The organism is Streptomyces sp. RPA4-2, assembly GCF_012273515.2.
Lineage (GTDB): Bacteria > Actinomycetota > Actinomycetes > Streptomycetales > Streptomycetaceae > Streptomyces > Streptomyces kaempferi.
In genome coordinates, this window is sequence record NZ_CP050975.2 from 726,852 (window position 1) to 748,147 (window position 21,296).

Below are 21,296 nucleotides of genomic sequence, written 5' to 3' on the forward strand. Positions count from 1 at the left end.
GACGGATGAGGCTTCTCGATGGGGTCGGTCAAGGCAGGAACTCGACGTACCCGTCGGTGCCGTGCACACGGATCCGCTGCCCGTCCCGGATCAGCCGGGTGGCCTGATCCACGCCCACGACGGCCGGCAAGCCGTACTCCCGGGCGATCACCGCGCCATGGGTCATCAGGCCGCCCACCTCCGTCACCAGGCCCGCGATTCCGACGAACAACGGCGACCAGCTCGGGTCCGTGAAGGTCGTGACCAGGATGTCGCCCGCCTCGAGGTCGGCCTCCGCCATGTCGAGGATGACGCGGGCCCTTCCCTCGATGGTCCCGGCGGAGACCGGCAGGCCGGTCAGGGCGCCGACCGGCACGTCGTCGCGCCGGTACGCCCCGGTGACGGCCTCACCATCCGATGTGAGCACCCGGGGCGGTGTGAGCGCGTGGTAGGAGCGGAACGCGTCCTTGCGCTGCTGGATGAGCCGGCCATCCACCTGGTTCGAGCGCACGACGTCGTGGAGTTCCTGGAACGTGAGGTAGAAGACGTCCTCCTGCTCGGGAAGAACGTCCGCCCGCACGAGGCGCTCGGCCTCCGCCAACAGGGCCCGCTTGTAGACGAAGTAGCGGCTGATGATGCCGTACTTCGGGTACTCCCGGTACCCGATGAAGGTCCTGACCCGGTCAATCATCCGCTGGGCCTCGTCGGCTTTCCGGTCCCCGTCCGGCAGGGCCCGCAAGCGTGACAGCACGTCCTGTTCCTTCTCCCGCGCCTTCTGCCGCCCTTGTTCGAAGCGCCGCCCGGCGGCGCCCGGCTCGAAGTTCCTGACGTTGTCGAGGATCACGGGCACGAGCGTGGTGGGACGCTCGCTCCACCGTGGCCTCGTGATGTCGATCTCGCCGACGCAGCGCATGCCGTACCGGTCGAGGTAGGACTCGATGGCGTCGCGCGCCTCGGTCCCGCCCGCGAGCTTCGGCAGTTCGTCCAGGAAGCCCTCGTCCTCGACGCCCCGCAGGAACGCCACCACCTCCGGCCGCGGGCGGATCACGTCGGCGACGTCGAGCAGTGCCAGTCCCATCTCCGACGTGACGTTGCCGGGCGCGGACAGCGTGAGCGTGTCGGCCGCGTTCTTCTCGCCCAGCCACTCCCCCAGCTTGTCGTTGAGCCACCATGTGGCTTCCATCCCCGCCATGATCGCCTGCATGCTCAGCGGATCGCTGAGGACTCGCTTGTGCTCCTGGAAGGACTCCAGCAGGAAGTCGAACAACGCCGGTCCGGTCTTCGTCCGGATGTCGCGCTCCAGGGCCGCGGTGGACGTCCGGCTACGCTCGATCAGCTCGGTGACGATGGCCGGATCGGTATCGATCGAGGCGGAGGCACGGGCGGCCGGCGGCCCGCCGGGACCCGCCTCCGGGAGCGTCGGGACGAAACCGTCGCGCTCGAGGACGGTCTCCAGAGCGTCCCTGACCAGCGGATCGCCTCTCCCCATGACGTCCAGGAGAGCGGCGCGGCTCGCGGGCGAGGCCAGGCGCCCGGCGACGTCGACGAACAGTCTCCCGCCGGCCTCGTGCATCGGCGCCATGGCCGTCAGCTGCCACATGGAGACGCCCAGAGGCTTCATGGGATCGGTCATCATCTGCTGATGACCGACCGAGACGTAGACGTGATTCGCCTGGTCGTCGCTCTCGGGGATGGGGAACAGCGTCGTGATCGGGCGGCTCTGAACGATCTCGAATTCGTCCCCGACCAGGCACCATTCGATGTCCTGCGGGCGGCCGAAGTGCGCTTCGATCCGCCGCCCGAGCCGCACGAGCCGTACGGCCTGCGCATCCGTCAGCGCCGGCTGCTCCTGGAGCCGCGAGTCGATCGCCACTTCCTCCGTACCGCCGGACGGCAGGGCGTGAACAGCACGCTGTTTGGCGGCGATCGCCCTGGCGACGACTTCGCCGTGTCGCACCTTGAAGACGTCCGGGTTCACCAGGCCGGAGACCAGGGCCTCGCCGAGGCCGAAGCCGGCGTCCACGGTGGCGACCTTCCGGTTGCCCGTGACGGGGTCGGCCGTGAACAGGATGCCGGCCGCCCGTGGGAAGACCATCTGCTGCACGACCACGGCCATGTGGACCGCGCGGTGGTCGATACCGTTCCGCCGGCGGTAGGTCACCGCCCGCTCGGTGAACAGCGAGGCCCAGCACCGGCTGACGTGCTGGAGGATCGCCGTCGGCCCCACGACGTTCAGGTACGTGTCCTGCTGGCCGGCGAAGGAGGCCGTCGGCAGGTCCTCCGCCGTCGCGCTGGACCGGACGGCGCAGGCGGCCTGCTCGCCGAGCCGGGCGAGCGCACGGGTGATCGCGGCCGCGAGATCGTCCGGGACGGCGATCTCTTCGATGGTCCGGCGGATCTGCGCGCTGAGCGTGCGGATCGCCTCCCGGTCGTCCGGGTCCGAGCGCGACAACCGGTCGAGCCGCTCGTCGATCGACGGCACGTCCGCCATGATCCGCCGGAAGGCGTCCGTCGTCACGCAGAAGCCGGCCGGTACGCGGATGCCTTCGATCCGCGACAGCCCGCCCAGGTGGGCGCCCTTGCCGCCGACGGCCGCGACCGGCATACCGTCGACCTCTTGAAGATCCCACACGTACTGCTCGATCATCGCGACACCTCCGAGGCGGCCGTGTTCCGTCGCACCGCGGTGACCGATCGGATCACCGGCGCCTCCCACTCCGTCGAACCTCTTGCCGAGCACGTCCTCCCTCTCGCCGAGCACGTCCCCGGCCTCGCCGCCCCGAGCGCTCGCGGCCGCGCCGGCCGGTCCCGCCATCGGTTCGACGTCACCGCGTCCCCGCTACGTCGACAACACACACGCACGTCGTGCTCCCCGTTTCCGCTGGTTGTGGCATCGGCCGACGATTCTGCGCCGCACCGGGGGGCTTGTGGCAAGCCCCCCGGTGCGCTATATGTTGAGAGTGGCAAGGAGAGGCAGTTCTCCTTGCCTTCGTTTTTTTGTCGTCCCGTGGAGGGACCGACACGGTTCTCGCGAAGCGGCGGCACGCGGGAGGCCGGTGCCGAGGATGTGGGTGATGTTCCTCGGGGCGGCTTCAGTCGTCGCGCCCGGCACCGCGATCGGGTGCGCTCATGTCCCCCGTCCCGGGCGTGCCGTCGGCGAGCCCGTAACGCAGGTACACGGTGCCCTTCGGACCGGCTGCCGGCGGTTCGAGGAGTGTGATGTTCGTGGGCACCGCGCCACCGTCGAACACCTTCTTCCCGACGCCGAGCACGACCGGGTGCACCCAGAGGTCGAGACGGTCGAAGAGCTTCTCGCGCAGGAGGGTCTGCACCAGGTCCAGGCTCCCGACGACCTTCACGTGCTCGTGCCGGTCACGGATCTCGCGCACCGCACCGGCCAGATCCGGGCCGAGCTGCGTGGACCCGGCCCACGAGAGGTCGGGCCTGCCGCGGGAGGCCACGTACTTCGGGACGCTGTTGAAGAGCGTGGCGATCTCGTTGTCCTCGCCGCCCTCCTGGTACGGCCAGTAGGCGGCGAAGATGTCGTACGTCCGCCGGCCGAGCAGGAGGGCGTCCGTGCCCTCGTACGCGGCACCGATCTGCGCCCCGGAGACCTCGTCCACCAGTGGCGCCTGCCAGCCGCCGAACGGGAACCCCACCGGGTCCTCTTCAGGGCCGCCCGGCGCCTGCCCGACGAGGTCGAGGGTCGCGAACAGCTCGATGTGGATGAGGCCCATGCCTTGCTCCCGATGAGTCGGTTGTCCTGGTCGGGAGGTAGACCTGTGGACTCCGTCGGACTCATCGGCGCGCCGGCAGCCACCTTCGCGGTCGTCGACCGCCTCGCTCGGTGGCTCGGTCACCGTCCCGTCCCACGGTTCAGTGCCCTGTGATGTCACCGAGGGGGCGTCTGTCGCCGGCCGGGCGTCATCCCGCGGTCAGACGGTGGTGACCACCTGCTCGTAGGCCAGCCGTGGGGAGCGTGCGAACCACGCGTTCTCCCCCGGTCTGCCGATGTTGACGACGGCGAGGACCGAGTGCTCGCCGTCGCTGAAGAACTCCTTGTCGATGCCCTCCGCGTCGAATCCGGTCATCGGCCCCGCGGCCAGGCCGGCGGCGCGGACGCCGATGACGAAGTAGCCCACCTGCAGGGACGCGTTGAGCCTCGCGGACGGCTCGCGGACCGCTCGCTCGGCGAAGAGACTCTTGGCCTGGGGGAAGTGCGGGAACTGGGTGGGCAGTTCCTCGTGGAACTCGAGGTCCGCGGCGAGGATGACGACGAGCGGGGCGGCCGCCGTCTTCTTGCGGTTGCCTTCGGACAGGTACCCGACCAGACGCTCGCGCGCCTCGGCGGAACGGACCAGCACCATACGCAGTGGCTGCTGGTTCATGGAGGTGGGGCCGTACTTGACCAGGTCGTAGACGGCCTCGACCTGGTCGTCCGTCACCGGCTCGTCGGTGAAGGCGTTGGCGGTCCGTGCCTCCCTGAACAGGAGGTCCTGGGCGGTGGAATCGAGGGCGAGGGACATGGTGAACCTCTCAGGGTCGAGTGTCTGTGGTTTCTCGGTGCCGGCGAACTGTGAAGCAGAGGAACTGGGCGCTGACACCCAGCAGGTACACGGCGGTCGTCGTCCCGACGAGCCCCCGCAGGAGGGGCCCTGAACAGCACCGGGCCAGCAACAGACCGGCCAGTGCGGCACAGGCCGCCATGGGCAGATGGAAAGCCGCCCAGATCCGCGTGCCGGCCGGGGCGGACCTGCGCGGCATCATGGGTGCGCCGCCGTGTGCGACAGCGGCCGGCGCGACGAAGGCGCACGTCGCGTCGGCAAGGAGCGCCAGGACGTCGGCTTTCCCCGGGGCGCCACGATCGGACGACGTCACCGCGGTGGCGGTCCACAGCGCCAGGGTGTAGCCGTGCGGGGCCGCGCTCGCGCTCACGGCGTCCCGGAGTTGGCCCCGGTATCCGCGCTGCGGGCCATTACGGGCACCGGGTCCGGCCGTCCTGGGCCGCGGTTGGCTATCCGTTCGCGACATGGATGACGGCCTTGCCAAGCGCGTGCTCCGTCCCGGGCGCCCCGTACGCGGGGCGGGCCCGGATGGAGTGGGGTGGGTCGCGGTGCGTCGTGTTCATGAGGCGGTCACCTCCCGATGAGCGACGGTGCCGTCCTGGAGGCCACGCCGTTGCTGCCAGCATCACGGGTGGTGCGGGAGCCCGGCGTCACCCATTCAAGGGATCCTTGCCGTCGCGTCCGACGGTCGGTGCACCGCTTCAGTCGGCTCCGTCGGGGCTGATGGCCCCCTCGATCGCCAGTCGGGTCAGTTCGACCCGCGAGTTGATGCCGAGCTTGGTGAAGATGTGCTTCATATGCGTGTTGACGGTGTGCACGGACACGTACAACTTGTCGGCCATCGCCCGGTTGGTGAGGCCCTCGACGACGAGCGGGATCAGTTTCCGCTCGGATTCGGTCAGGCTTCCCAGGCCCGGGGGGCCGGCTGTGTGGATCCGCACGGGGGCGGTGCGCACGCCGAGCCGGCGCAGGCGCCCCCTGATCCGTTCCTGGTCGCGCCCGGCTCCCGAGGCCGCTGCCAGCCGGCCGGCTTCCTCGAAGTACGGGATCGCCGGTGTCGTGCCGGCCGATCCCGCCAGGAGTTCGCCGAGGTCCTCGCAGGCCGCTGCCAGGGCCAACGGCCTGCCCGCGCTCCGGTAGCCGGTGATGGCGGACTCCAGCGCACGGGGGTCGCCGTGGAGCAGGCCGTCCACATGGGCGCGGACCGCCCCGATGATCTGCCGGCTCTCGTCCTGTGCGACCAGACCGCGCAGCGCGCCGGACACGGCCCGCGCGAGCGACGGGTCCTCGCCGCGGAGCGCGATGCGCACGATCCCCGGCCAGTGGGACGGGGGTACCGCCAGCAGCCGCGCCGGCTCAGGGCTCTGGAAGCCTGCCGTGACTGCCGCCGCCGCCGCGCCGTTCTCGCCCTCCGCGTCCGCCACTCCGGCGCGCGCGAGAGACACCCAAGGGCCGTACCGCTGCGTCGTGTTCGTGCCGAAAACGGTGTCGGCGGCGCGTAGGTGGTCCCTGGCCTTGGTGAGGTCACCGCGTCTGATCTCCACCAACGCCAGTACGGAGCGGGCCTGCGGGTTCGGCAGCGTGATCTCGAGTTCGGCCGCCACCATCAGGCTGGCCTCGGCCTCCACGGCCGCGTCGTCCAGCGCTCCCTGTTCGAGGAGTGCGCAGGCACGGGCGGCATGCCAGAGGGGTAGTGACCAGCCCAGGCCCAGCGCCTCCGCTTCGCGCTGTCCCTCCCGCAGAATCCGCTCGGTGTCCGCGAGCCGGTCGGTGGCGGTGAGTACGGTCGCCAGCCACAACGCCGGGATCCGTGGGGGGCGCAGGTAGAGCGCGGCGGACTGGGTGCCGGCGCGTCGGGTGGCTTCCTCGGCGAGCTCGAGGGCGCGGGCCAGGCGCCCTCGGTAGAAGGACGTCTGCGACTGGAACACCATGGCGCTGACGACGACGGCCGGGTCATGGCTGCGATACGAGGCCTCGACCAGCCAGGGACCGGTCTGCTCGGCGGCGGTGATGTCTCCGAGGTACACATGGCCCGTGGCCTTGGTCTTCAGCAGCCGGACGCGCAGGTCGGACGGCAGCGCGGGAAGGTCCAGGGCCTGCTGGAGGTGGGTCATCGCGGCGGCGTCGTCGCCGGCGGCCTGGTGGATCTCGGCGGCCACCAGGCGCAGGTTCGCCTCCTGGAGCGGTTCGAGGCCTTCCGGCAGAGTGGCGTCGACCAGGTCGAGCGCCTCGTGGACCCGGCGGGTCCTGCCCAGATACTCGGCGGCGTCGGTCAGCAGGGTGATGCGGCGGGGGTCGTGCGCGGGCAGCAGTCCGGCGACCCGCTGGGCCAGGTCCGCGGCCGCGTCGGGGGCCGACGACGACAGTTCCCGTACGGCCGTGGTCAGCGTGGTCACGGCATCGTCGTCGACCGGGCCGCCCGACATGACGACGTGCCAGGCCACCTCCGCCGATCGTGCTCCGATGCCGCGCAGGCTGTCGGCCGCTTCCCGGTGCAGAGCCATGCGTACGGCCAAGGGCAGGTTCTCGTGGACGGCCTGCCGGATGAGGTCGTGGCGGAAGGCGAGTCGCGGGCCGTCGGCCGAGAGCAGACCGGCACGCAGGGCGGCCTCGACGCCCGACAGCAGGCTGCCGACCTGTCTGCCGAGCATGCGGGCGGCCGTGCCGAGGTCGAATTCGCGGCCGAGGACGGACCCGATCTGGAGCAGGCGTACGGCGTCCTCCGGAAGTCGGTCCAGACGCGCGGCGATACTCCGCCGGAAACTGACGGGTATGCCGTCGTGCAGGAGGCTCGCCTCGCCCGCCTCCGTTCTGGCGGCATCCGTGTCGGCGAACGCGCGTACCAGTTCGATGGCGAGGAAAGGATTGCCCGCGACGGCTCGCAGAAGCCTGGCCAGACCGGGTGACGGCCTCGCTCCGAGGACGTCTGCCGCGATGTCCTGCAGGTCCCCCAGTGGCAGGGGGCCGAGGGTCAGCCAGCGGGCTCCGAGGCGTTCGAGGTCGTCCCGCACTCTGGCCACGGTCGGTCGCTCGGTGTCCGACCGTACCGCCAGCACCCACAGGATCCGTGAGGCGTCCAGGCGTCCGGGCAGGGTGCGCAGGACGAAGAGCGTGGCGGGGTCCGCCCATTGCGCGTCGTCCACGAGGACCGCCACCGGGGCGTGCTGAGCCCGGTCCTCCAGAGCGTCCGTGATGCTGTCCAGCAGCCAGAGCCGCTGGTCGTCGGTGGCCGCGGCGGCTCGGTGGGAACCGTCGGAGGACTGCAGCGCGGACTGCAGCGCGGCTCCCGCCGCGTACTGGTCGAGTTCGTCGGCCCGTACCGACACCACGTCGAACCCGGACCGCCGCCCCATCCCGTCCAGTTCCCTGAGCAGCCGGCTCTTGCCGACGCCTGGCGCGCCTTCCACCACGACGCAGGCCCCTCGTCCGCCACGCACCGTGTCCAGGGCTTCGCGGACAGCAGTGATCTCGCGGTCCCGTCCTCGCAGGCGCGGACCGGTCAGGGCGTATTTCCCGCGCCCACCTGCCTGGTCGCCGGCGTCTGTGCTGCTCATGGGGCAAGCATCGCTCACGGCCGCGTCCGCCCTCAACGCCGGTTTCCCGGTTATCGCCGGTTTCACCCGGGTGATCGTCGGCTGCGCGCCGTCCTGTCACCCTGTCGCGACGCACGCTCCGTGGCATCCGGATCTCTTGCCCCTGGAGAGGAGCACGACGTGCGTACAGGCAAGGAATACCTGGCAGCGCTGAACGACGGCCGCAAGGTGTGGGTGGGTGACGAGCTCGTCGACAACGTGGCCACGCACCCGAAGACCAGGGCGTACGCCCAGAGCCTCGCGGCCTTCTACGACCTGCACCACCGCCCGGATCTCCAGGACGCCATGACGTTCGTGGACGAGGATGGCGTCCGGCGGTCCATGACGTGGTTCGAGCACCGTTCCAAGGAGGACCTGCGGCGTAAGCGCCACTACCTGGAGACGGTGCAGCGGGAACTCGGCGGCGGGGCGATCCCGCGTACGCCGGACGTCAACAACTACGTCCTGCTGACCTACGTCGACGACCCGGAGCCGTGGAGCAGCCAGTCCGTCGGGACCGGCGGGAGGGACCTCACCGAGGGGATCCTCGACTTCTGGAACGTGGTGCGGGACGGAGACCTCAACGCGACCCCGGCCTTCGTCGACCCCCAGGCGGACCGCTCGCGCGATTCCGCCCAGGCCGAGTCGCCCGCCCTGCGGGTGGTCGCCACGTCGGACGAGGGCATCACCGTGCGGGGTGTGAAGGCGATCAGCACCGGCGCGGCTTTCGGCGACTGGATCCACATCGGCGTCTTCTACCGACCCGGAATCGTCGCGGAACAGATCATCTACGGGGCGGTGAAGCCCGACACCCCCGGGGTCACCATCATCTGCCGGGAGAGCAACGTCCACGACGGTGAGGAGATCGAGCACCCGCTCGCCTCGCAAGGTGACGAACTGGACAGCGTCATCGTGTTCGAGGACGTGTTCATCCCCTGGAACCGCGTCTTCCACATCGGCAACCCCCAGCACGCGGCGCTGTACCCGCAACGTGTCTTCGACTGGCTGCACTACCACTCGCTGGTGCGTGCGATGGTGAAGGCCGAGCTGATGCTCGGCCTGGCCCTGCTGATCACCGAGCACATCGGCACGTACCAGCTGCCGCCGGTCCAGGCCCGGGTCGCCCGGTTCGCCGGCTTCCACCAGACGCTCAAGGCGCATACGGTCGGTTCCGAGGACGAGGGGTTCTTCACTCCCGGCGGCATCTTCAAGCCGAACGTCCTGATGTTCGACTTCGGGCGCGCGTACTACATCGAGCACATCACCGACATGGTCCACGAGCTCCTCGACCTGGCCGGTCGTTCCGCGCTCATCTACCCGACCGAGGGACAGTGGCAGCAGCCTGAACTGCGGCCGTGGCTGGAGGCGTTGCAGACCGGGCCGGTCGGCAGGCCCTACGACCGGCTGAAGATCAGCCGAGTGATCCGCGACATGTTCCTGTCCGACTGGGGCGGCCGCATCAGCACCTTCGAGAACTTCAACGGCACGCCTCTGCTCGCCATCCGGAGTCTCACCATGAAGCGTGCCGAGATGTCCCCGAGCGGCAGCATGGCCGACCTCGCGCGCAAGGTCTGCGGCATCGAGAGCGTGAGCGACGAGCAGGAGACCGTGTACACGGCTCAGGCGAACTACGCCCGGCGCCAGGACGCCTCACGTCCGGACGCCTCCTAGGGCGTGTTGCGAAAGTCCCGTCGTCCGCCCGGAGGGCGGGCCTCGCGGCGTCTGGTGCGTGCTCTCGGTGGGCCGGGCGGAAGCCCGCGTACTGGACGTACTCGGGTTTTCGCCCGGTGCGGCGAGAGTGCGTGCCAGGCGTCGCGAGGCAGGCGGGACTTTCGCAACACGCCCTAGCGGGATGCCAGGGCCCGGATCAGAGCACACCGCACTCCCGGGCCCTGGCGACCGCTCCGCCCCTGTCGTGCGCGTCGAGCTTGCGGAAGATCGCCCGTACCTGTGTCTTGACGGTGTTGTGGGACACGTAGAGCTCGGACGCGATCTCACGCAGCGTCAGCGGCCCGCACAGGGCACGGAGCACCCTCCGCTCCCCCACCGACAGGTCCTGGGGGCGGGGGGCGGCGGGTGCCCTCACCGTGTCCCCGCCTGTTCGGCCGAGCAGGTCCGTCAGTACCCCGGGCGCCTCGCACCGGGCCGCCGCCCGCTCGGCCGCCTCGCGGGCCTCTCGCGCCGCGTCCGTGTTGCGCCGCGCGCTCTCGAGCCGCGACCGCGTGAAGTGGCAGAGGGCGCGTACGTGGGGTTCGCCTCCCGTACGGGGGGAGCCCGCCAGCACCGCTTCCGCGCCGGCCAGGACCCGTTCGGCCTCCTCGGTCTCTCCCTCCTCCAGGAGCAGGACGGCCCGGCCGATGTAGGCGGCCACGGAGACGAAGTGCCGGCCCAGCCCGACCGACTCGACCGCCTCGAGGGCCTCGTCACTGAGGACGCGCGCCAGTTCGTGCCGCCCGGCCAGGAGCGCGCACAGCGTCCGCAGCCCCAGCGCGCGGACGAGCGCCAGTCCGTGCCCGGCGGCATGCGCGTCCCGGGTCGCCTCGGCGAGCAGCGCCTCCGCCTCCTCGTACCGGCGGGTCCACAGCAGCGCGGCACCGCGTGCCGTGCAGGCGAGGGCACGCCAGGCGGTCAGCGGCAGGGTGCCGGCGACGGCGGCTTCGCCGAGACGGCCGGCGGTCAGCATCTCCCCCTTGAGACAGCAGGCGACGACCTGAGCGACGGCCGCGGCGTCGGACACCGTGCCGCCTTCACCGACCGTCTCCGATCCCGTCTGCCTCAGCCGGGCCACATCCAGCCAGCGCCGGGCCGTTTCCGGGGCGTCTCCCGAGAGAGCCGCCATCGCCGCCACGACGCACAGTCTCGCGTCGGCGGCGACCGTGCGGGGCGGCAGGAGGTCCAGCCACTGCGAGACCTGCGCACCACGGCCTGCCGAGACCGCCTTCTCCCAGCCGTCGAGAACCGACGCGACGGCCGCGGACTCGGCGCCGCCCAGCGTCCAGTGCCGTACGGCCGCGGTCGTCTCCCCGCGCCGGGAGTACCACTGGGCCGCCGAACGGTGCAGGGACACGACGGTGTCGGACCCTTCGGACCCGAGGACGTCGGACAGCAGCGCGGACAGTCCTGGGTGGTGCCGGTACACCGACGGATCGGCGGCGACGGGCACGAGCAGTTGCACGGTCCGTGCGAGCTCGCGCAGCAGTACGCCCGCCCGGTCCCCGGCCAGGGCCTGGCACGGCCCTGCACTCAACTCGTCGAGCACACTGGTGCGCAGCAGGAACCGGCGCTGTTCGGCGGTGAGCCGGTCGAGCACCTCGGTGGCCAGATACTCGGTGACGGCTTGGCCACCGCGGGCCAGATTCCCTTCCGTGGCGGCCTCGTTCGCCGGGCGGGCGAGGGTACGCCCCATGATGCAGAGCCCCGCGGCCCATCCCTCCGTGGCCTCGTACAGCGAGCGCGAAGCGTCCTCCGTCGGAGCGGACCCGAGGAGACCGGTGAGTACGGCCTGTGTTTCCTCAGGGGTGAAGGCCAGTTCGTGCAGGGTGAGTTCGGCGATCAGACCCCGGGCGCGCAGGGTCGGTAGAGGACTTCCGGGAATGTGCCGGGTCGACAGGACGACACGGAAACCGGGGGGAAGCCTGGTCAGGAAGTCGGCGAGGCTGCGCACCGCGTCGGCGTCCGTGATGGATTCCAGTCCGTCGAGGATCAGCGTGAGCGGTTCCTCCCCGCCCAGTCCGGTCACCAGGCCCGGCAGGATCTCCTCGATCCACGCGTCGACCGTCCACCCGTCGCTGTCGAGGCGGCCGGGCAGGTTCGGTCGTACGTGGTGCACCGCTCGCAGGATGCAGGACCACAGCCGGCCCGGGGCGTTGTCGTACGCGTCCAGGCTGAGCCAGGCGCACTCTCCACGGGCCGCCAGGCCCTGCGCCCATTCGGTCAGGAGCACCGTTTTCCCGGCACCAGCCGGCGCGGAGAGCACCACGACGGGCTCGGTCGCCGCGTCGAGCCGGCGCAGCAGGCGCGGGCGTGTCAGCAGATGCGGGGGCTGGACCGGGGGATGCAGCTTGAAGGTCGCGACGGAGCTGGTCATGGCACTTTCCGTGGAGTCGTCGGGACGGGCGGAGCCCCCGACGGCCATGGCTCGCCTCGCGGGAGCCCGACATCGGGGGCGGTGGTCCCGGCGGGCCGGTCATGGGCCCGGCAGCGACCTGCTTCGAACCGCTGCCTCCAGGACCGCTGCCTCCAGGACCAGTGCCGCGGCACCGGGGCGTGTTGCGTAGGTCCCGCCTGCCTCCGGCGGACGACGGGACTTACGCAACACGCCCTAGTACGCGGCCCTGAGCGTGCCGAAGCCGCCCGCGAAGTGGAGCAGTGGTCGGCACTCCGCCTTGTGTGCCCACTGGCGGACGTCGCCCACGAAGATGGTGTGGTCTCCGCCGGGGAGCGCCTCGGCGACGTCGCACACGACGGCCGCGATGGCGTCCTTCAGCACCGGCACGCCGTAGTCGTCGACGGTCTCGACGCCGGCGAACTTGTCCGCTTTGGAAGCGGCGAAGTTCCGTGCCAGGTGCTCGCTGTCCTCGCCGAGCACATTGACGGCGAAGCGGCCGTGCGCCGCGATCGCGGTCCGCGTGTAGAGGTGGTTGCCGATGCATACGAGCAGTTGGAGCGGGTCCAGCGAGAGGGCGGAAACGGCGCTCGCCGTCATACCGATGGGTGTGCTTCCGGAGCACGTGGTGATCACGCTGACACCCGTGGCGAGCCGGCTCATCGTGGCTCGGAATTCGACTGTCATGTCAAGGGTTTCGGACATCGTGGGACCTCCGTGAACGTCGGAAGAGCGTCGGCCTGCTGCACAGGTCAGTGGGTGAACCCACCGCACCACCAGGCGGGTTGGCGGGTATGTCGTGAGGGCGGGCAGGAGCGGGGGCGGCTGCCCTGTGACGTGCGCGGGGTCGTCCCGTACGTGGCGGGGATCGCGCTTCGCCGAGTTCCAGGCGGAGTTGCGGGCCGGGGCGGTATCGAGGGTCGCCACGGTCTGCCGTCCCGTCGGCGCAGCCGGTCGGCCAGGCGTCGGAAGTCGGCGGGTGGCGGGTGGCGGGTGGCGGGCAGCGGGTGGCTGGTGGCGGCACTCCGAGCCGCTTGGTCCTCAGGCCGCGGGGAGGGGTTCGAGGACGAAGGTGTGGCGCAGCAGGGTGTAGGCCACGTCGGTCAGTCCACGGCAGGGCCCGGCGTCGGCCGCGTACGTGTCGTAGGACTCGAGCAGCGACTCCTTGACCCCGAACACCGGATCGCTGTCCAGGTACGGGTCGTCAGAGGGGAACAGCATGCTGGTCACGCGCTGGAATCCCGGAGCCTCGATCAGCAGGTGCACGTGGGCGGGACGCATGGGCGACCTGCTGGTCGCGTTCAGGAGTTCGCCGACCGGGCCGTCAGCCGGTATCGGGTAGCTGGACGGTCGGATGGAACGGAAGCTGAAGTGGCCCGTCTCGTCGGTACGGAACAGGGCGCGCATGGCCGTGTCGACCTGGCCCGGCACATCCACGTCGTAGTGGCCGTCGGAGTCGCTGTGCCAGACGTCCACCGCGGCGCCGGTCACCGGCGTTCCCTCGCGGTTCACGACCCGTCCCTCGAAGAACAGCGGGGTGCCGGGCAGGCCTGCGGAGATGTCGGCGGCGTCGGCGAGCTGCGGCCTGTCCTCCCTGAAGAAGGGGCCCAGGACGCTGTTCTGGGTGGCTTCCGCGGGGCGTCGGTTGCTCAGGGCGTCGACCAGCATGGTGACGCCCAACACGTCGGACAGCAGGATGAATTCCTGGCGCGTGGGTGTGCACATCTGCCCGGTGCACGTCAGGAAGTCGATTCCCCGGGCCCACTCCTCCTCCGTCGGTTCGACGTCCCGGACGAAGTCGTGAAGATGCCGCACCAGTGATTCCAGGATCTCCGCGAGGCGGGCGTCCTTGGTGTCCCGCATGGTCGCGATGACGGCATCGGTGATGGTGTCGCTGGTCAGATCACGCATGGCGCGCTCCCGTGGTGTCGGAGGGTTCGGTGACGGAGTCGGTCCGGGGATGTTCGTCGTCCGGTGGCGTCCACGGCGTCTCCCCGGCCCAGGCGCGGGTCAGGAAGGCACGGACGGCTGTCCGGTCCACCGGACGCGGATTCCAGTAGCCGTCCCGCACGATCAGTTCGACCGCCTCCTCGATCCCCGGTTCGGGCATGCCGAGATCTCGCAGTGCCCTTGGGGCGCCGAGCCTTCCGGCGAAGTCGAAGAGGCCGCTCGCGGCGTCGGCCGCCGGCAGCGCCTGCGTGATGCGTGCCATGGCTTCGGGTGCCGCCGGCCCGTTGTAGGCGACGACGTGGGGCAGGACGACCGTGTGGGTTTCGGCGTGCGGGAGTCCGAAGGTGCCGCCCAGCACGTGGCACACCTTGTGGTGCAGGGCCATGCCCACCGTGCCCAGGCAGGTGCCCGCAAGCCACGCCCCGTACAGCGCATCGGTCCGTGCCTCGTGGTCGTCCGGCCGTCGCGCGACGGCCGGAAGGGACCGGGCGAGAGAGTCGAGCGCTTCACCGGCCATCAGGAGGGCGACCGGGTCCCGGTCCTGTGCGTAGAGGGCCTCCACGGCGTGCGCCATCGCGTTGACGCCGCTGACCACCGATGCCGCCGCGGGAAACGTGAGCGTCAGGTCGACGTCGTAGACCACCGTGTTGAGCAACGCCTCCGGCAGCCGCCGGGTGGTCTTCCTGCGGCCTTCGGTCTCTCCGAGGATCGGCGTCATCTCGGAGCCGGCGTAGGTGGTGGGCAGGGCCAGCTGCGGGAGGCCGGTCCGGACGGCGATCGCCTTGCCGAGGCCGATGGTCGATCCACCGCCGAGGGCGAGGACACAGTCCGCTTCCACGGATCCGGCGTACGTGACCGCCTTCCGTGTGACCTCGACAGGAGTGTGCGGCGCCGCTTCGGCGAAGGTTCCCACGGCTGCCGCACCCAGGAGGTCCCGCATCTCCGCCGCCTGGTCCTCCTGACCAGGTGTGCACAGGATGAGCACCCGACGGCATCCGAGAGCGTCGGCCTCTTCGGGGACACGGCTGCGCGTACCGCTGCCGAAGACCACCTTGGTTATCTGTCCCTGATGCACGAACGTCTTCATGAGAATTTCCTCGGTCCCGACGATCCCGTGTTCATGGGGAAAGCGTCGGCACTCGGATGGTGCGCGTCAACGGAATCCGCGAGTGATAGCGGGAATCGGTGGGGGAATACCTTGTTCGCGCAACGCTCATCGAGGGAGCGGCCCGGGGATCACGGGCGATATCACTCATCTGCGGGATGCCGGCGGGACGCCAGGGCGCTGGGCCGTGGGCCCAGGTGTCATCCAGGTGAGATGCGGGTGAGACGGACATGTCCGCGGCGGATCCACTCCGCCGCTCCCGCAATTCCTGGGACACCCACAGAAAGATTACAGAACCTGGCCGCATTCTTGACATTGCGCGAAAAGAGCGTCCGACGGGTCCGCATTGGCGAGACTCGGAGTGAAAAAAGGGTGGCTGAATTGGTCGCCAAGGGCTTGAAGGCGGTGTCGGATGTGCCGCCGGAGGGTGCGCCGTCGGCGGTGAGCGGGTTCGGGCTGGAGCCGATCCCCCGGAGCACGCCGACCGGCCGCACGCGCCCTTGGTCAACTCCTCTTCATTACAACCGCGTTGGCCCCCCGGGGATCGGTTCCGTGTGCCCGTGTGCCCGTGTGACAGCACGCGCACGGGGCCACCACCTGGATCACGGCCTGAGCGGGGGAAGCCATGCCGAAGCCGGGGCCGCTGACCCTTGGGGCGGGTCGTGGCAGGCCGGGTCGTGGCAGGGCAAGGCGGGGTAGGGCAGCGCGGGGCGGGGCGGGCGAAAGAGGTGACGAGTCCGACGGCCGGACCTCCCGTGCGGCGTAGCCGGACCTCCCGGACGGCGCCGCCCGGCCTCCCGCGCGGGGGGCCGTACCGATGCGGACGTAGGGTGCTGGTATGTGCGCCATACGGGAAGACGGTGCCGCACAGCCCCACGGGTCCCACCCCCCTGCGCCCACCGAGTCGGCACACCGCGCCGAGCTGGACAGGCTGCTGGAACTCGCCGTGCGCGACACGGGCGTGCACGCGGGAGCGGTCTTCCTGCTGGCGTCCGACCGGCAGGCACTGCGACTGGAGGTGACCGCAGGCATCCCGGCGGAGTACCTCGCTCCCTGGTTCGGGGTGGCGCTGTCCAGTCCCGTTCCGGTGGCCGACGCGCTGCGCGAACGGAGGCTGGTCTGGCTCGGCGATCCCCAGGAGATCGCCCGGCGGTACCCGCGCGCGGCGATCGCCCTGCCGTACCACCACGCGGTGGCAGCGGCGCCGATCCTCACCGGGACCACAGCCTGGGGCGCGCTGCTGCTGATCTGGCCCGGCTCGGACACCGCCGGGCCCGCCGGTCCGAGCCCCGAGCGGGTCCGTGCCGCCGGTCGGCGCCTGGGGCGGTTCCTGCGTGACGCCGCCGGCACCGGCCACGCCGTCCGTCCCGGACCGGCACCACGCAGCCTGCCGCAGCCGCCCGCCCGCAGCCGGGGGCCGGCCGAGGCACTGGCCGCGGCGGACTTCGTCGAACGTCTGCCGGAGGGAAGCTGCTCCCTCGACCTCGAGGGCAGATTCACCTATGTCAGCGCCACCGCCGCCGCCCTCCTCGGCGGCAGCGTCCCCGATCTGATCGGCACGCACCCCTGGCAGTCGTTGTCCTGGTGCGCCGACCCCGCCTTCGAGGACCACTACCGCGCCGCCGTGGTCAGCCGGGAGCCGGGCTACTACACCGCCATGGCCCCGCCGGACCGGTGGCTCGCGTTCGAGCTCTATCCGGACGGATCCGGGGTGAGCATCCGTATCTCACCCACCGATCCGGACCGGGCCTCGCCGGGTGCGCCCGCCAGGACGGGGACCCTCCAGGGCGAGCCGATCCGGCTGGGCGAGGTCTACCGGGTGCTGCACCTGGCCGCCGCCCTCTCCGAAGCCGTGGGTGTGTGCGACGTGATCGATCTGATCACCGAAGAGATGCTGCCGGCCTTCGGGGCCCGGACCGTGGCCCTGCTCGCGGCCGAGGACGGCCGCATGCGGGTCATCGGCTGCCGCGGATACCAGGCCCGGCTCCTGCAGCAGTTCGACGGAGCGCCGCTGACCTTCCCGGTACCCGCGGTCCGGGTCCTCGCCACCGGCGTGCCCAGTTTCTTCACCACCTTCGAGGAGCTGTCCCGGGCCTATCCGGCCGTCCTCCCCCAGGACGGTCTGCACGCCTGGGCCTTTCTGCCACTGATCGCCTCCGGGCGCCCGGTGGGTTCGTGCGTGTTCGCCTTCGACAGTCCCCGCTCGTTCCCCGCCCGGCAGCGGGTCGTCTTCACCGCACTCGCGGGGCTGATCGCGCAGGCGCTGGAGAGGGCCCGCCTCTACGACACCAGCAAGGAGCTCGCGCAGACCCTGCAGGCGGCCCTGCTCCCCGACTCGCTGCCCGACCTTCCCGGACTGGATGCCGCCGCCCGCTATCTCCCCAGCGTCCGCGGCATGGACATCGGCGGCGACTTCTACGACCTGGTCCGGGTGGACGACACCACCGCGGCCGCGGTCATCGGCGACGTCCAGGGCCACAACGCCACCGCCGCCGCGCTCGTGGGCCGCGTCCGCCCCGCGATCCGCTCCCAGGCCCTCGCCGGGGCCACACCGGCGCACGCACTCACGCAGGCCAACCGCCTGCTGGTCGACATGGACCCGGGCCGGTTCGTCAGCTGCCTGTACGCCCATCTCGACCTCGCACGCCATCGGGCCGTCCTGGCCACTGCCGGGCATCCCCCGCCGGTCGTGCGCCACCCGGACGGACACGCCGAGGTCCTCGCCCTGCCGCCCGGGCTGCTTCTCGGCATCGACCCCGACGCGGACTTTCCCTCCACCGAGATCCCGCTGCCGCCCGGCACCGTCCTCGCCCTGTACACCGACGGGCTCGTCGAGACGCCCGGAGTCGACCTGGACGACGCCATGAGCGGGCTCGCCGCCCAACTCGCCCAGGCCGACCGGCCCCAGCCCATGGACCGCCTCGCCACAGCCCTGATCGACCATGCGCGACGGACCGCGACCCGGACGGACGACATCGCCCTGCTGCTCATCGGGCTCGCCACCGCCGGATAGGACACCCGCAGCTCCGGCCGACGGCCGGCGGCCGGACCGGTCCCCGTGCGCGGCGCGCCTCCTCGGTCCGGCGCGTGCGGCCGCGCCGGAAGGACGTCCGGCGTCCGCGGTGCCGCCAGGACCTCCTTCTCCTCGGTCTGTTTCTCATGCCTTGACAGCGGAGGAACGGAAAGCAAGCATGGAAACCATGGAAACTAAATCAGTTTCGCAAGTTTCCGAGAAGGGCGAGCGGCGTGCCGACGTGATCGTGGAGGCTGCCGGCCGGCTGTTCTTCGCACCGGGTTTCGCCCGCGTGAGCATGGACGATCTCGCCCGTGAGCTCGGGATGAGCAAGAAGACGATCTACCGTCACTTCCCGGACAAGCGCAGCCTGCTGACCGCGGTGCTCGACCGGCAGTTCGCGGCGGTGGAGGCCACGATGGTGGCGGCTGCCGAGGAGACGGAAGGCCGGCCGTTCGGTGTGCGGGTACAGGGGTTCCTGCTCGCGGCGGGCAGTGAGCTCGGACGCATCGGCGCGGCCCAACTCGCCTCGGGAAGAGGCGATGTGATGCTCCGCCAGTACGTGGAGCAGCGTGTGGACGCGGTGGTCTACGGACGGCTCGACGAACTCTTCCGGGAAGGGCACCGACAGGGACTGCTGGCGACGCCGCCCGAGTTGCTCAGCGAGATCACCCGCGGCGCGGTGGAGCGGCTGCTCAGCTCACAGTTGCCGCGCGAACTCGACTGGACCGCGGCCGATCTGCTGCGGGCGACCGTCAACACCGTGCTCCACGGGGCGATACGCCCGGCACACCCCGACGACGAACGACGCGAGGCGGTCATTCCGACAGCCCGCGATGACGAACAGGAGGTGAGCTCATGACCGGGGCTACCGGCAGGGTGGCATTGGTGACAGGGGCCAGCAGCGGAATCGGTGCGGCCACCGCGAGCCTTCTGGCCGCACGGGGGATGCGCGTGGTGGTCAACTACCTCCGCAATGCCACGGCGGCCGAGGAGGTCGTGGCCGGCATCGAGGCCGCGGGCGGCCAGGCCATGGCCGTGCAGGCGGACGTGCGCGAGGTGGCGGCGATCGACAGCATGGTCGAGCAGGTCCGGGCGGCGTGGGGCGACGTAGACGTGCTCGTGCACAACGCGTTGATCCCGTTCGCGGTCAAGTCGTTCCGGGACATGACCTGGGACGAACTGCGCGACAAACTCGACGCGGAGATGCACGCGGCGTTCGCGGTCACGAAAGCGGTCCTGCCCGCCATGGCCGAACAGGGCTGGGGACGCCTCATCTACATCAGTACCGGCCTCAGCCGCCGGCCGCGGGAGAACATGATCGCCCTGGGCACGGCCAAGGCCGCACTGGAGCAGTTCGCCCGGTACGTCGCCCAGGAACTGGGCCCGCAGGGCATCACGGTCAACATCGTCGCGGCCGGCCCGGTGGAGGACACCCGCATGGCCCGCATGACGGACGTGTTCGACGACGCGCACAAGCAGCGGCAGATCGCCGCCACTCCTCTGGGCCGCCTGGCCCACCCGGACGACGTCGCCCAGGCGATCGCCTTCTACGCCGCCGAGGACAACTCCTTCATGACCGGAACCACGGCCGCGGTCAACGGCGGGATGGCCATGTACTGACACCCGGCCGTCCTGCACGCACGGCGCCGTACGCCCGGATCCGTCATCCGTCCTGCGGCATTCGGCATTCGGCATTCGGCATTCGGCCGCGCCTCTTCCAGCACACCGTCACCCCAGCACCATGGGCCGCGGCACCCTCCGCCTGCGGCACGCGCGGGCACAGCGCGGCTACACGATCAAGGAAAGGCGTTCATGCACACGATCGATCTCGCCTACGTCGGGCGGGGCCTGCACGAGGAACTGGCCGCCTACATCGCCGACCAGCAGGACTACTACGCCGACGAAGGCGTCCACGTCGCACTGCGCGACGGCTGCACCTGGGACGACGAGCGGCTGCGCCGCGGCGCCACCATCGGACTCGGCCGGGCACTGCTGTCCCGCCTGACCGACGGCACCCCCTGGGTCGGGCTCAACGTCAACACGACCCGCCCGCTGTTCTGGTTCCTCGCCCGCCCCGGCCTGACCTCCCTGGCCGACCTGGCCGGCCGGCGCCTGGCGGTCCACGCCCCGCACACCGCACCCGGTTGTTTCACCCGGATCGTGCTGCGCCGGGCCGGTCTCGACCCGGACCGCGACATCCACACCGTCGTCCGCCCGCCCGGCGACTACGGCATGGACCTGCGCCTGCTGCACGAGGGCAAGATCGACGCCGCCCTGGTCGGCAGCACCATCGCACCGGAGGCCGTGGCCGCCGAACACGGCTGGCACGTCCTGGCATGGGTCGGCGACCACTTCCACATCCCCACCGTGGGCCTGGCCGTCGACCCCACGTACACGGACCCGGACGGCCCCGCGGTCCAGGCCGTCCTACGAGCCCACCGGCGCGCTCTGGAGGTGATCCGCAACGACCCCGACACCACGGTGCGGCACATGCAGACGTTCCTGGGCGGACACACCGCGGCCGAGGTCCGGGCCCACTACGACACGTTCATCGCCCCGCATTTCACGACAGACGGCCAAGCCGACCTCACCGTCGGCGCCGCCGCGATCACCGCGGTCGCCGCCGAACTCGGCGTCCCCGCCACCGTCACCGCGGCCGAGTTCTACCGCACCGCGGCCATCACTCCGTAGGGTCAACGGCCCCGGGGTCGACCGCCTCGACCCGCATGCCGTCGGCCCCGAGGTCGGCCACCGTGACCCAAGTCAGTGACGGCGCCGCTCCCTTGCTCGCCGAACTCGTCGCCCTGGGCACCTCCGCGGAGATCGCCGACATCGGCCTCTTCTCCTTCACCGAGCCCTCGGCCAAGGCCTGAACCCTCCGGGACCGACGACCCGGGCGTGCACGGCCCTGCCGTCACGACAACGGCCCCTCCGGAAGAACCACTGAGGTTCTTCCGGAGGGGCCGGCCGTACGGTCGTGACACCCGAAGCGCGGCAGGATCCT

At 70.9% G+C, this 21,296-nt stretch carries 14 protein-coding genes; 5 read left to right on the forward strand and 9 right to left on the reverse strand.

What is annotated here, in order from left to right:
* Positions 1–28: 28 nt before the first annotated feature.
* The 5 genes from rph to HEP85_RS02815 form a co-directional block, all read right to left on the reverse strand.
* Positions 29–2,626, reverse strand: coding sequence for a rifamycin-inactivating phosphotransferase (rph, locus tag HEP85_RS02795; RefSeq protein WP_168533245.1), 2,598 nt, complete (start codon positions 2,624–2,626; stop codon positions 29–31).
* A gap of 445 nt (positions 2,627–3,071) precedes the next feature.
* Complete coding sequence (locus tag HEP85_RS02800) at positions 3,072–3,716, reverse strand: dihydrofolate reductase family protein (protein ID WP_168525885.1); 645 nt, start codon at positions 3,714–3,716, stop codon at positions 3,072–3,074.
* Positions 3,717–3,914: 198 nt separating this feature from the next.
* The gene (locus HEP85_RS02805; protein WP_168525887.1) at positions 3,915–4,505 is read right to left on the reverse strand and encodes a malonic semialdehyde reductase; all 591 of its coding nucleotides are present in this window, start codon (positions 4,503–4,505) and stop codon (positions 3,915–3,917) included.
* Between the two features lie 10 nt (positions 4,506–4,515).
* Complete coding sequence (locus HEP85_RS02810; protein ID WP_168525889.1) at positions 4,516–4,914, reverse strand: hypothetical protein; 399 nt, start codon at positions 4,912–4,914, stop codon at positions 4,516–4,518.
* A gap of 331 nt (positions 4,915–5,245) precedes the next feature.
* Entirely contained in the window at positions 5,246–8,098 is a 2,853-nt protein-coding gene (locus HEP85_RS02815) for an AAA family ATPase (RefSeq protein ID WP_369657561.1), read from the reverse strand.
* Positions 8,099–8,257: 159 nt separating this feature from the next.
* Here HEP85_RS02815 and HEP85_RS02820 point away from each other — a divergent pair, with 159 nt between their 5' ends.
* Complete coding sequence (locus HEP85_RS02820; protein ID WP_168525893.1) at positions 8,258–9,787, forward strand: 4-hydroxyphenylacetate 3-hydroxylase family protein; 1,530 nt, start codon at positions 8,258–8,260, stop codon at positions 9,785–9,787.
* Positions 9,788–9,983: 196 nt separating this feature from the next.
* On the opposite strand, the gene HEP85_RS02825 is transcribed toward HEP85_RS02820, so the two are convergent.
* The 4 genes from HEP85_RS02825 to HEP85_RS02840 form a co-directional block, all read right to left on the reverse strand.
* The gene (locus tag HEP85_RS02825; protein ID WP_329525338.1) at positions 9,984–12,203 is read right to left on the reverse strand and encodes a LuxR C-terminal-related transcriptional regulator; all 2,220 of its coding nucleotides are present in this window, start codon (positions 12,201–12,203) and stop codon (positions 9,984–9,986) included.
* A gap of 234 nt (positions 12,204–12,437) precedes the next feature.
* Positions 12,438–12,908, reverse strand: coding sequence for a flavin reductase family protein (locus tag HEP85_RS02830; protein ID WP_168525897.1), 471 nt, complete (start codon positions 12,906–12,908; stop codon positions 12,438–12,440).
* Positions 12,909–13,262: 354 nt separating this feature from the next.
* Positions 13,263–14,132 carry a dioxygenase gene (locus tag HEP85_RS02835; RefSeq protein WP_168525899.1) on the reverse strand — a complete coding sequence of 290 codons (870 nt, stop codon included), beginning with the start codon at positions 14,130–14,132 and terminating at the stop codon, positions 13,263–13,265.
* Positions 14,125–15,258, reverse strand: coding sequence for a maleylacetate reductase (locus HEP85_RS02840; RefSeq protein ID WP_168525901.1), 1,134 nt, complete (start codon positions 15,256–15,258; stop codon positions 14,125–14,127). Before HEP85_RS02840 ends, HEP85_RS02835 begins: the two co-directional genes overlap by 8 nt.
* A gap of 856 nt (positions 15,259–16,114) precedes the next feature.
* Between HEP85_RS02840 and HEP85_RS02845 the strand changes: the two genes are divergently transcribed.
* From HEP85_RS02845 to HEP85_RS02860, 4 genes are all read left to right on the forward strand, one after another.
* Complete coding sequence (locus HEP85_RS02845) at positions 16,115–18,289, forward strand: SpoIIE family protein phosphatase (protein ID WP_329284837.1); 2,175 nt, start codon at positions 16,115–16,117, stop codon at positions 18,287–18,289.
* Positions 18,290–18,467: 178 nt separating this feature from the next.
* Entirely contained in the window at positions 18,468–19,151 is a 684-nt protein-coding gene (locus HEP85_RS02850; protein ID WP_369657562.1) for a TetR/AcrR family transcriptional regulator, read from the forward strand.
* Positions 19,148–19,912: an SDR family NAD(P)-dependent oxidoreductase gene (locus HEP85_RS02855; protein ID WP_168525902.1), complete on the forward strand. Its 765-nt coding sequence runs from the start codon at positions 19,148–19,150 to the stop codon at positions 19,910–19,912. The genes HEP85_RS02850 and HEP85_RS02855 overlap by 4 nt, the downstream gene beginning before the upstream one ends.
* 192 nt (positions 19,913–20,104) lie before the next feature.
* On the forward strand, positions 20,105–20,983 hold the full coding sequence (locus HEP85_RS02860) for an ABC transporter substrate-binding protein (protein WP_168525904.1): 879 nt from the start codon (positions 20,105–20,107) through the stop codon (positions 20,981–20,983).
* Positions 20,984–21,296 lie beyond the last annotated feature (313 nt).